The sequence below is a fragment of the Streptomyces sp. NPDC058671 genome (assembly GCF_042716475.1).
Taxonomy (GTDB): Bacteria; Actinomycetota; Actinomycetes; order Streptomycetales; family Streptomycetaceae; genus Streptomyces.
Genome location: NZ_JBHXSA010000008.1, coordinates 61,508 through 73,297 on the forward strand (window position 1 = coordinate 61,508; position 11,790 = coordinate 73,297).

Sequence of the window (11,790 nt, forward strand, 5' to 3'; positions counted from 1 at the left end):
CTCAGACCGGCAGGCCCGCCGCGTTCAGCGTGTACGCCGTCAGCGGTTCGTAGAAGCGCGGGTCCAGGACGTGGTCGTCGAGCGGGATCGTCACCTGCATCGTGCCCTCCGCCTCTCCGATGAACAGCGCCGGGTCGTTGCAGTCCGCGTAACCGACGGAGTCGATCCCGCGCTGTCCCGCGCGCCCGGCCCAGCCGTGGTCCGCGATCACCAGGTCCGGCCGGCCGTCCTCCCCGAGCCCGTCGAGGATCGCGTTCATCGGCTCCGGCGAGTGGGTGTGCCAGAGGCTCGCCCCACGCTCGAAGACGGCGACGTCCGCGAACTGCACGACGTACCCCTCGTCTGCGACGAGCCCGCCGGGGATGCGGACGATGTCGCAGCCCTGGGCGCGCAGCGCGGCGGCGACCCGGCTGTGGACGTCGATCAGCGCGCCGGGGTGGCCGGTGGCGAAGAGGACGCGCTCCTTGCCGGCGGCGGCCTTGCGGAGCCGGGCTGCCATCCGGTCGAGACCGTCGACGGTGAGCTCGGGGTCGATGGTGTCCTGGCCGGCGCGGTGGGCCGGGTCGTCGATGACCCCGCAGCGCTCGGCCATCACGGCGAGCACGTCCTGTTCGTCGGTCCAGCGGTCGCCGAGTTCCAGTCCGAGCCAGTAGTGCCGGTCGCCGTTGGCGAGCTTGCGGTAGTGGGCGAGGTTGTTGTCGCGCGGGGTGGCGACGTCTCCCGCGATCCGGGTGCGGACGAGGTGCTCCACGAGGGCGGGGCGGCTGAGTATCGGCATGGGGCACATTCTGCCGGGCCGCGCCCCCCGGCGTCCCGGGTGACCGGACACCGGGACGCCTGGGGCCCGCGAGCCCGGCACGATCCGTACGAAGGACCCTAGACGGTGATCGTGGTGAACCGGGGGACGGCCTTGTCCCAACCGGGCCAGAGGCCGTGGGATCCGGTGCGGGCGGTGAGGACGATGAGCAGCGGGGTGCGGCCCGCCTCCGTCACGATGTCCCCGACGCACTCGGGCACGAGGTGTCCGGCCTGGTGGAGGTGTTCCGCGACGGCCACCATGGGCCGTTCGGGGGTGGCCCGGCGCAGCGCGGCCCGCAGGTCGTGGGCGAGGTCGGCGCCCTCGGGTCCTGGCTGCACGTGCCAGACGGCGGCCCGGTCGTCCTGTTCGAGCCCGCTCATCAGCCGGGCGACGAGGGCGGCCTGGCGCTCCTCGGCGTCGCCGGTGAGGGCGACGACGTGCGGGCGGTTCTGTCGGCGGACCAGGTCCAGGAGGGCGTGCAGGAGGTCGAGTTCGGGGTCGGCGGACGGGCGGGGCCCGCTGCCGCGCGGGGCGGGGGTCCCGCCCGGGGTGAGGAGGGGGTCCTGGCGGACGATGGCGCCGTGCAGGTCCTGGAGCTCCCGGCTGGGGGCGGCGCCGAGATCGTCCCGCAGCTGCCGGTGGAGCCGTTCGTAGGCGCGCAGGGCGTCGTCGCGGCGGCTGGAGCGGTAGAGGGCGGTCATCAGCAGCCGCTGGGTGCGCTCCCGGGAGGGGTCGGCGGCGGCCACGCCCTCCAGTCGCCGGATGACCTCGTGCGGTCGCCCGTTGGCGAGTTCGGCCTCGCAGTACTCCTCGAGGGCGTGCAGCCGGGCTCCGTCGGCTGCAGTCGTCTGGGGCCAGTCGAGGCCGGCTTCGGCGAGTTCCGCCAGGGCGCGGCCGCGCCACAGTCCGAGGGCGCCGCGCAGCAGCCGGGCGGCCTCCTCGGCGTCCCCGGCGGCGAGCGCGTCCCGTCCCTTGTCGGCGAGGAGACGGAAGCGCGTCAGGTCGAGGTTCTCGGGGGCCGTCTTGAGCATGTAGCCGGAGCCCTCGCTGGTCAGGGAGGCGATGTGCTCGGGGACGCCGCCGCGTGCCAGGACGCCGCGGAGGCCCGAGATGGTGTTCTGAAGGCTCTTGCGACCGGTGGCGGGCGGACGGCCGTCCGGCCAGAGCACGTCCATCAGGTCGGTGGTGGGCACGACGTGGTTGGCGTGGAGGAGCAGTAAGGCGAGGACGAGCCGCTGGTTCATGCCCTTGAGCGGCAGCCGGCCGTTCGCCGTCGCGATCTCCAGGGGTCCGAGGAGGCGGAAGGAGACACCGCGTTCGGTCATGACGGGCGGGCGTATGCGGGGCGGGCGCGCGGGGCCGCCGGGCGCGCGTCCCGGTGGGGCGGCGGCGTGCGCGAGGCCCCGGGCGGGCGGGGCGGCGACGGGTTTCGGTGGCAGGACGGGTTGGCTCAGCACGATGTTTTCCCCCATGTCGGTCGCTCCCTGGTAGGAGCGTGTGGCACCGGAGACGGTTCCGGTGCCGGTGGTTCCCCGGGGGTCGGCATGCCGAGGGCGCCGGTGCGCGGCGCCCTGTCGTGGCCCGTGCGCGCACGGGCCCTGATTCCCCCCGGAATGTCGCCTCCCGGGCCCTGCGATCACGGACGTGAAAGGCGGCCCCGGGGCGTCGACGCCCGGAGGCTACCAGTGAGTACGCGTTCGAAGGGTGCCCCTGGCAACTATGCGTCAGATCGGTCCCTCGGGGCGCCGAGCACCCCGCGCACCTCGGGACTCGCCTCGGAGAGCTCGCGCAGCAGCTCCTCCATGGTGACGGTGGACCGGCCGAAGAGCCGCCTGCCGGATGCGGTGAGGCGGACGTCGAAGCCGCGCCGGTCATTGGCGCAGGGCCGGCGCTCCACGTACCCCGCGGTCACCATCTGCGCCAGCAGGCGGGAGACCTGGGGCTGGCTCCGGGCGGCGCGGGCGCTCAGCTCCCCGGCCCGGATCCAGTCGTCCTCCCGTGCCATGACGTCCATGATCTCGAAGGCGCTGGTGCACAGGCCGTACTCGTCGGAGAGCCGGCGTTCCGCCGCCTGGACGATCTGCGCGCCGGCGCGGATCACGGCCATCCATCGGTCGGTCAGAGCTGTATCCGTCACCTCTCCGATACTAGGTTCCCTTCACTCCCTTGTCTATGCGTGCGCATGAATGTAGTGTGCCGAAGCGGTTCGATGCATTCGCATGGATCAGATTCTTTCGAGCGAGGAGACCCGGTGACCGAGCAGACGCTGGCACCCCCCACCGAGCAGGCGCAGGACGCGCCGGCCAAGGCGCCCTGGACCACCCTCGTCGTGGTCGGCGTCGCGCAGTTGATGGTGATGCTCGACTCGACGGTCGTGAACGTGGCCCTGCCCACCATCGGCGCGGACCTGCCCGCCGACCAGACGAGCCTGCAGTGGACGATCAGTGCCTACGTCCTGATGTTCGGCAGCCTGCTCCTCTTCGGTGGCCGCGTGTCGGACGTCTTCGGCAGGCGGCGCACCTTCCTCACCGGCCTCACCCTCTTCGCCGTGGCCTCCGCGCTCTGCGGCATCGCGGGCAACCAGGAACTGCTGGTCGCCGGACGCGCCGCGCAGGGCGTGGGCGCCGCACTGCTCTCCGCCGCCGCCCTCTCGATCATCCTGGAGGTCTACCAGGACGAGGAGCAGCGCAAGATCGCGCTGACCGCCTGGAGCGGCCTCGGCGTGATCGGGGCCACGATCGGCGTGGTGCTCGGCGGGTTGATCGTCACCGCGATCAACTGGCGCTGGGCCTTCCTGATCAACCTCCCCGTCAGCATCGCGGCCTTCGTCGGCGCGCTGCGCAGCATGCCGTCGCTCCGGACCGCCTCGGGCCGCAGGCTCCGCTTCCCCTCGGCCGTCGTGTCCACCGCCGGACTCGCCGCCCTCTCCTTCGGCCTGATCCGCCTCCACGAGGGCTTCGGTGACCCCACCGCCTGGATCAGCCTGGGCGCCGCCGTGGTCCTGCTGACCCTGGTGACCTTCATGGAGCTGGGCAAGGACGACCCGCTGCTCCCGCTGCACCTGCTGCGCAAGCCCACCTACTGGCTGTCCAGCATCGGCCTGCTCCTCGTCGCCAGCGTGATGATCAGCAGCTCCTTCCTCGCCAGCATGTACTTCCAGCAGGTCCATGGGATGAGCGCCTTCGTCACCGGCCTCTCGCTGCTGCCCATGGGTCTCGCCGCCCTCGTCGTCGCCCTGGTCGCCCCGGTGCTCGCCGGCGCGCTGGGTCTCGGCGGGATGTACGCGGCGGGCGCCGCGCTCCAGCTCGTCGGCACGGGGTTCCTCGCCACCGGCACCGACTCGGTCTGGCTGACCGTCGTGGCGCTCGCCGCCATCGGCGCGGGCCTGCCGGCCTGCTTCGTCCCGCTGTTCGGCATCGGTACCGCGCACGTCAAGGTGGAAGAGGCGGGCGTCGGTTCCGGCCTGCTGAACACCTTCAACGAGAGCGGCGCCGCCCTGGGCATCGCCGTGATCGGCACCGTCCTCGCGACCTCCGTCGACGGGCGCCTGAAGGAGGGTGCCTCCGCCTCGGCCGCGACCACCTCCGGCGTCGCCAACGGCTTCCTCGCCCTCGCGGTCTGCTCGGCGGTCGCCATCGTCATCGCCCTCGCACTGCGCCATCTGACCCGCGACGAGCAGCCGGCGGCCGCGTAGCCGAGGAGCGGTCCCGCAACTCCCTGGCGTCCTCCGGCGCCGCCCTGTCACACCGTCACATCTCCCCTCCCTCCCCCTCCCCTCCCCTCCCCGAACGTGGGCTTGCGGCTCCCCCGGCCGCAGGCCCACTCGGCGTTTCCGGGGGTTACCGCGGGTTGCGCAAACTGTCCAACTCCCCCCGATGGATGGCCGATTACCGGCGACTGGATGACCGATTCCCCCGCCATGGACCCTCGCTTTACATCGTGGACAGGCTTCGCTACCGATCGGTAACGTCGAACTCGTCCGAGGGGGCGGCGGCTGTGTCAGCCCCCCGGCGGGACTCCGTCACCGGCTCCGCCCACGGGTCCCGTGACCGCGGAGACCGCGACCGGATCCCGCCCCTCTCTCCCCGCCCTCCCAGAGCGAAGGAATTCCGCATGGCCATCTCGCCCGAAGAGATCTCCCGCACCCTGTCCGAGGCCGCCAGGTCCTCCGCGGCCTGGCAGGCCACCGGCGCCACCGTCCGCTTCGTGATCTCCGACCCGGACGCCGAGTTCACGCTCGACCCGCAGGGCGCCGTCACCGAGGACGAGCCCACCCACGTCCTCGGCATCACCCACGCCGACCTGCTGGACCTCACCGCCGGCCGCCGCACGTTCCTGCGGACCGTGACCTCCCGCCGCGTCACCGCCCGCGGCCCCGTCATGCAGACCTTCGCCGTCGGCCAGGCCCTGACGACCTTCTCCCTCGCGGGCTGACCCCAGCGCCCCGGGCCCCGCACCCCTCAGACAAGGAATCACCATGACGTACACGCACAACCCGGCCGACCACCCGCTGCTCGACGCCACCGATGCCGGCATCCTGCGCGAGGTCACCGCCTTCGCCCGGGACGAGGTCGCCCCCGGCGCCGCCGAACGCGACCGCATCGAGAAGGGCCAGGTCGACTGGGAGACCGTCCGCAAGGGCCACGCCCTCGGACTGCTCCGCATGGCCATCCCCCGCGAATTCGGCGGCCTGGGCCTCAGCCAGCTGGGCATCGCCCTCACCCTGGAGGAACTGGCCGCCGCCGACCCCGGCATGGCACTGGTCTTCGGGGCCACGGGACTCTTCCAGACCCCGCTGCTCATCTGCGAGAAGCCCGCGCTGCAGGAGAAGTACCTGCCGAAGTTCCTCGGCCCGGAGCCCGTCCTCGCCTGCAACGCCGTCGCCGAGGAGCGCAACGGCACCGACCTGGTCCTGCCTCAGCACGCGCCGTACGCCCAGGACATGACCGTCGCCCGCCGCTCCGGCAGCGAGTACCTCCTCACCGGCACCAAGCGGTACATCACCAACGCCCCGGTCGCCACCTACGCAACGATCATGGCGAACCTGGAGGACGCCCCGGGCTCCACAGGCCTCACCTGCTTCGTCACGGACCTGGAGCAGGACGGCGTCACCCGCGGCGAGATCCACGACAAGGTCGGCTACCGCACCGCACCGGCCGGCGAGCTGATCCTCGACGGCGCGCGCGTACCCGAGGAGAACGTGCTCGGCGACGAGCGCGGCGGCTGGGACCTCAACGTCGCCATCGGCAACCTCACCCGCGTCACCTGCGCCGCCGTCGCCACCGGCATCGCCCGCCACGCCCTGGACCGCGCCGTCGCCTGGGCCGGCACCCGCCGCCAGGGCGGCAAGCTCCTCTTCGAGCACCAGATGTCCGCCCGCAAGCTGGCCGACATGGCCGCGCGCGTCTCCGCCTCCCGCGCCCTCTACCTGGACGCGGTGCTCAAAGCCGACACCGTCATCCCCACCCCGGCCTACGAACCGGCCGTCGCCAAGATGGTCGCCGACCGCGCCGCCATCGACAACGCCGACGCCGCCATGTCCCTCATCGGCGCCGCCGCCTTCCAGCGTGAGGACGGCATGGACCGGGTCCTCCGCGACGCCTACGGCCCCCGCATCTACGAGGGCAGCCCCGAGGCTCTCGCCCTGGTCGTCACCGGCGAGCTCTTCGGCCTCCCGGAGGTCCGATGACCACCGCCCCGGCCTCCACCGCCGAGCTGACCGAGTACCGGGTCAGCCTCCTGCGCACCACCCGGGCGATCGTCCTGCCCGACCTGGATTCCGTCGTCGAGGGCGAGCCGCTCTTCCGGGCCGCGAGCCCGGAAGGCCTCCTCACCCTCACCGTCCGCGGCGCGCAGTTGCCCGCCCCGTACCTCGCGGACGTCTACCGCTTCCGCCTCGCCCAGTACCTCCAGCGGGGCTGGGTCAACGAGGAGGCCGCCGCCGCGCGTGGCCTCGACGCGGAGCCTTACGACGTGTCCGCGCTCACCGACCAGCACACCCTGGTCGTCGAGGCGGAGACCGGCCGGCTGCGCGGGTACGGCACCCTGGTCGCCGCCCGCGGCCCGGCCGGCACCCTCCTCGGCGACCCGGGCCACCACCCCTTCGCCGTCGAGCGCGACTACGAGCTCCGGCTCGCCGACCACCTCGGCACCGCCACCCCCGCCGCCCACGTCCGGGAGGGCAAGCGCCTGGTCCGCGACTACGCCATGGAACGCTCCCAGGCCGGCGCCTCCGTCCCCTGGTGGGTCTACCGGGGCTGGGCGGAGGGCTGCGTCCGGGCCCTCGCCGAGGAGGGCGCGGCCGTCGTCGGCGACGGCAAGCCCGGGGTCGCCATCCACCAACTGGGCCTGCTCGGCTTCGCGGCGCGCATGCTCGACGTGCCCGCGCGGCCCTCGGACCCCGAGGACCTGTTCGCGCCGATGTGGGGCCAGCAGCAGCGCTCGTACCCCTTCGTCCTCACCGACGAGGGCGCCCTGCGTCCCACCCTCGCGCACCTCGACGCGATCCTCGTGTCCGGGGAGCCCGGCTCGGTCGGCGCCCGGCTCACCGCCTTCCGGGAGGCCCGGTCATGAACGCCGCACCGCCCGACGTCGGCACGCCCACGGAGGCCCGCGAACTGGCCGAGGAGGACTTCTACGCCTCGCTGACCCAGCGCAACCGCGGCCTCGTCCCCGCCGACCTCCAGGACCGCATCCGGCACGCGCCGCTGCTCATCGCCGGCTGCGGCTCCATCGGCGGCGCCACCGTCCAGCCGCTCGGCCGCATGGGGTACCGCGACTTCGTCCTCGCGGACGTCGGCACCTACGAACTGAACAACCTCAACCGGCAGCACGCCACCGTCGACGACCTCGGCCGCAACAAGGCCGAGGTGGGCGCCGCCGCCCTGCGCGCCATCAACCCGCATGTCCGGGCCGAGGTCGTACCCGAGGGCATCACCCCGGAGAACGTCCGCGAGCTCGTCCGCCGCGCCGAGGTGATCGTCGACGGCGTCGACGTCACGACCCGGTCGGGACTGCTCGCCAAGGTCGCCCTCCACCAGGAGGCGTGCCGCCAGCGCAAGCCGCTGGTCACCGGCTGGGACATGGCCGGCATGCTCGCCGCCCAGTGCTTCGACTACCGGCTGGTCCGGCGGATCTTCGACGGCCAGCTGCTGGCGGAGGACGCGGAACGGCTCGGCACCTGGGAGGTGATCTTCCGGATCGCCCCGCGCGGCCACATCCCCGGCGAGATGTACCGGGAGCTGCGCCGCGGCCTCGGCAGGCCCGACTACAGCGTCCCGCAGCTGACCGAGGCGGCCACCCAGTTCGGGTCGCTCGCCGTGCACATGGTCAACCAGCTGGTGGCCGGCGAGAACGTGCCGCGCACGGTCGCCGTCGACGTCCACCACATCGCCCTGGCACCCGGTCGCCGGGCCGCCAACCGGGTGAGCCGTCACTGGGAGAAGGCCCGCTTCCTGCGGAAGCTGCCGCCCGAGCAGGCCTGGCGGGGCTTCGCCCCGGGGGCCGTCTACCGGGCGGCCCGGCGCACCGAACGGGCGGCCTGACCGGCGCCCGGGCGGAACGAAGGACAGAGAAGGACACGGAGCAGGACGCAGAGAAGGAAAGGACGCATGAGAAAAGAATTCGCGTACGCCGACGCGCGTGCGACCGGCATCGTGCTGAGCGGGACCGAGGCGGAGATCGTCGAGGCGTCCGCCCTCAGGATCGCCGACGAGTACGCCGGCCACTCCCTGCACGGCACCGACCTGCTGCACGCCGTGGAGCTCGCCGCCGCCGCCCTGCCCGCGCACGTCCGCCGCGCCCTCATCTCCTTCCGCGACCGGGGGAACGAGAGCGGCACCCTGCTGCTGCGCGGCCTGCCCGTCGGCGCGCTGCCCCCCACCCCGGACCGGGTGGAGGACGAACCCGCCTGGACCGAGGTCGCGGTGGCGACGGTCGCGCAGCTCATGGTGATGTCCGTGCTCGGCCGCTCGATCTCCTACAGCGACGAGAAGAACGGCGACCTCGTCCAGGACGTCAGCCCCAAGCGCGGGGCCGAGGCGCGCCAGGAGAACAGCGGCTCCATCCTGCTGGAGCTGCACACGGAGGACGGCTTCCACCCGGCCGCCCCGCACTTCCTGAGCCTGATCTGCCTGCGTGGCGACCGGGACGGGGTGGCCGCCACCGTCACCTCGGGGATCGGGGACGTGCTGCCGACCCTCGACGCGCGGACCATCGAGACGCTGCGCCGGCCCGAGTTCCGGACCCGGTTCTCCAGCTCCTTCGTGCACGACACCGACGAGGAGGTGCTGACCCCGCCGATGCCGGTCCTCTCCGGCCCCGCTCACGACCCGGACCTGCGGGTGGACTTCCACGGCACGGTCGGCGTGACCCCCGGGGCCCGCGACGCCCTGGCCACGCTTCAGGGGGCGATGCTCGACGCGCTGCGCGGGATCGTCCTCCGGCCGGGCGAGCTGATCATCCTCGACAACCGGCGGACGGTGCACGGCCGCACCGGTTTCACCCCGCGGTACGACGGCGAGGACCGCTGGCTGCGACGTTCCTTCGCCTTGGCCGACCTGCGGCCGGTCCTCGGCCACCTCGGTGAGGGCCGGAGCCACGAACCGGTCACCGCGCCCGCTCCGACGCCCGTCATGGCGGCCGTCTGACACTGCCGATGTCCGGGCCCGCACAGATGTGCGGGCCCGGACATCGGCATGTCAGGCCGCCAGTGCGCCGAGGGCGCCGTGGGCCAGGTTCCTGAGGAGGCGTTCCATCTCGGAGCGGCCCAGCGGGACACCCAGGTGGGGGGTCGAGTTGAGCAGGCCGAACACGGCGTGGACCGCCGTCCGCACCTCGCTCTCGGCCGCGTCGGGGTACAGCTCCCGCACCACCGTCACCCACAGTTCGACGTACTGCCGCTGGAGCTGCCGTACCCGCTTGCGGTCCTCGTCCTTGAGCCGGTCGAGCTCGCGGTCGTGCAGGGTGATGAGCGGCCGGTCGTCGAGGGCGAAGTCGATGTGCCCGTCGATGAGGGAGCCGAGCAGGGCCTCGGGGTCGCCGGTAACCGCGCCGGCCCGCATCCGCCCGCCGTCGAGGAGCCGCTCGCTGATGCCCACGAGGAGTTCGGCGAGCATCGCGTCCTTGCCGGGGAAGTGCCGGTAGAGGCCGGGGCCGCTGATGCCGACGGCGGCCCCTATCTCGTCGACGCCCACGCCGTGGAAGCCTCGTTCGGCGAAGAGGCGGGCGGCCTCCCTGAGGATCTGCTCGCGTCGCGTCGGGGCGTCGGTCCTGGCGGTCGTGGTCATGATGCGATTCTAGACAACCCGGTTAGCGGTCGTTAACCTGAGCGACATACGTTAACGCTCATTAACCGAGCAAGGGAGCTCGAGGGATGCAGCAGGCACCTGTGCTGACGAGTGCGGCGGATCCCGCATCGGCGGCCTGGCAGGCGAACGAGGCGGCGCACCACGAGCTGGCCGCGACCCTGCGCGCCAAACTCGCGGCGGCCGCGCTGGGCGGGGGTGAGAAGTCCCGGGCCCGGCACACCGCGCGCGGCAAGCTGCTGCCCCGGGACCGGGTGGACACCCTTCTCGACCCGGGGTCGCCCTTCCTGGAGCTGGCCCCGCTCGCGGCGCACGGGATGTACGGCGACCAGGCCCCGGCGGCCGGGGTCATCGCCGGCATCGGCCGGGTCGGCGGGCGCGAGTGCGTGATCGTCGCGAACGACGCGACCGTCAAGGGCGGCACGTACTACCCGATGACGGTGAAGAAGCACCTGCGGGCCCAGGAGGTGGCGCTGGAGAATCGTCTCCCCTGCCTCTATCTGGTCGACTCGGGCGGCGCCTTCCTGCCGATGCAGGACGAGGTCTTCCCGGACCGGGAGCACTTCGGCCGGATCTTCTACAACCAGGCCCGGATGTCGGGCGCGGGCATCCCGCAGATCGCGGCGGTCCTCGGTTCCTGCACGGCGGGCGGCGCGTACGTCCCGGCGATGAGCGACGAGGCCGTGATCGTACGGAACCAGGGGACGATCTTCCTGGGCGGTCCGCCGCTGGTGAAGGCGGCGACCGGTGAGGTCGTCACGGCGGAGGAGCTGGGCGGCGGCGAGGTCCACTCCCGGATCTCCGGTGTCACCGACCATCTGGCCGAGGACGACGCCCACGCCCTGCGGATCGTGCGGAACATCGTCGCCACGCTCCCGGAGCGCGGCCCGCTGCCGTGGTCGGTGGAGCCGGTCGAGGAGCCGAAGGTCGACCCGTACGGTCTCTACGGCGCGGTCCCGGTGGACTCCCGTACCCCGTACGACGTGCGCGAGGTGATCGCCCGGGTCGTGGACGGCTCCCGTTTCCAGGAGTTCAAGTCCGAGTACGGGCAGACGCTGGTCACCGGTTTCGCCCGGATTCACGGGCATCCGGTCGGGATCGTCGCCAACAACGGCATCCTGTTCGCGGAGTCCGCCCAGAAGGGCGCGCACTTCATCGAGCTGTGCGACCAGCGCGGGATCCCGCTGGTGTTCCTGCAGAACATCACCGGGTTCATGGTCGGCAAGGCGTACGAGCACGGCGGGATCGCGAAGCACGGCGCGAAGATGGTGACGGCCGTGGCCACGACCCGGGTGCCGAAGCTGACGGTGGTCGTCGGCGGCTCGTACGGCGCGGGCAACTACTCGATGTGCGGCCGGGCGTACTCCCCCCGCTTCCTGTGGATGTGGCCCAACGCCAAGATCTCGGTCATGGGCGGCGAGCAGGCCGCGTCGGTCCTCGCCACCGTCAAGCGCGACCAGCTCGGTGACGGGTGGAGCGCGGAGGAGGAAGAGGCCTTCAAGGCCCCGATCCGCGAGCAGTACGAGAGCCAGGGCAACGCCTACTACGCGACCGCCCGGCTCTGGGACGACGGGGTCATCGACCCGCTGGAGACCCGGCAGGTCCTCGGCCTCGCCCTGACCGCCTGTGCCAACGCGCCCCTGGGTGACCCCCAGTTCGGCGTCTTCCGGATGTGAGGGGCCCCCA

General features: G+C 72.7%; 11 protein-coding genes. 7 read left to right on the forward strand and 4 right to left on the reverse strand.

Annotation, left to right across the window (positions count from 1 at the left end):
* Position 1 precedes the first annotated feature (1 nt).
* The 3 genes from ACFWV2_RS12310 to ACFWV2_RS12320 form a co-directional block, all read right to left on the reverse strand.
* Positions 2-778, reverse strand: coding sequence for a phosphatase (locus ACFWV2_RS12310; protein WP_384404941.1), 777 nt, complete (start codon positions 776-778; stop codon positions 2-4).
* Positions 779-876: 98 nt separating this feature from the next.
* Entirely contained in the window at positions 877-2,271 is a 1,395-nt protein-coding gene (locus ACFWV2_RS12315) for a BTAD domain-containing putative transcriptional regulator (RefSeq protein ID WP_384404942.1), read from the reverse strand.
* Positions 2,272-2,516: 245 nt separating this feature from the next.
* Entirely contained in the window at positions 2,517-2,936 is a 420-nt protein-coding gene (locus ACFWV2_RS12320; protein WP_384404943.1) for a MarR family winged helix-turn-helix transcriptional regulator, read from the reverse strand.
* 114 nt (positions 2,937-3,050) lie between these two features.
* Here ACFWV2_RS12320 and ACFWV2_RS12325 point away from each other — a divergent pair, with 114 nt between their 5' ends.
* The 6 genes from ACFWV2_RS12325 (at position 3,051) to ACFWV2_RS12350 (ending at position 9,447) form a co-directional block, all read left to right on the forward strand.
* The gene (locus ACFWV2_RS12325; protein ID WP_384404944.1) at positions 3,051-4,493 is read left to right on the forward strand and encodes an MFS transporter; all 1,443 of its coding nucleotides are present in this window, start codon (positions 3,051-3,053) and stop codon (positions 4,491-4,493) included.
* A gap of 419 nt (positions 4,494-4,912) precedes the next feature.
* Complete coding sequence (locus ACFWV2_RS12330) at positions 4,913-5,233, forward strand: hypothetical protein (protein WP_360784626.1); 321 nt, start codon at positions 4,913-4,915, stop codon at positions 5,231-5,233.
* Between the two features lie 43 nt (positions 5,234-5,276).
* Positions 5,277-6,488 (forward strand): acyl-CoA dehydrogenase family protein, encoded by a 1,212-nt coding sequence (locus ACFWV2_RS12335; RefSeq protein ID WP_384404945.1) that lies wholly within the window; start codon positions 5,277-5,279, stop codon positions 6,486-6,488.
* Positions 6,485-7,372, forward strand: a complete 888-nt coding sequence (locus tag ACFWV2_RS12340) for a hypothetical protein (RefSeq protein ID WP_384404946.1) — start codon at positions 6,485-6,487, stop codon at positions 7,370-7,372. The genes ACFWV2_RS12335 and ACFWV2_RS12340 overlap by 4 nt, the downstream gene beginning before the upstream one ends.
* A complete protein-coding gene (locus ACFWV2_RS12345; RefSeq protein WP_384404947.1) occupies positions 7,369-8,343 on the forward strand; it encodes a HesA/MoeB/ThiF family protein in 975 nt (324 codons plus the stop codon). The genes ACFWV2_RS12340 and ACFWV2_RS12345 overlap by 4 nt, the downstream gene beginning before the upstream one ends.
* A 66-nt stretch (positions 8,344-8,409) precedes the next feature.
* The gene (locus ACFWV2_RS12350) at positions 8,410-9,447 is read left to right on the forward strand and encodes a TauD/TfdA family dioxygenase (RefSeq protein WP_384404948.1); all 1,038 of its coding nucleotides are present in this window, start codon (positions 8,410-8,412) and stop codon (positions 9,445-9,447) included.
* A gap of 51 nt (positions 9,448-9,498) precedes the next feature.
* Here the strand turns inward: ACFWV2_RS12350 and ACFWV2_RS12355 are convergent, their stop codons facing one another.
* Positions 9,499-10,086: a TetR/AcrR family transcriptional regulator gene (locus ACFWV2_RS12355; protein ID WP_384404949.1), complete on the reverse strand. Its 588-nt coding sequence runs from the start codon at positions 10,084-10,086 to the stop codon at positions 9,499-9,501.
* A gap of 86 nt (positions 10,087-10,172) precedes the next feature.
* Here ACFWV2_RS12355 and ACFWV2_RS12360 point away from each other — a divergent pair, with 86 nt between their 5' ends.
* Positions 10,173-11,780: a carboxyl transferase domain-containing protein gene (locus ACFWV2_RS12360; protein ID WP_360784644.1), complete on the forward strand. Its 1,608-nt coding sequence runs from the start codon at positions 10,173-10,175 to the stop codon at positions 11,778-11,780.
* Positions 11,781-11,790 lie beyond the last annotated feature (10 nt).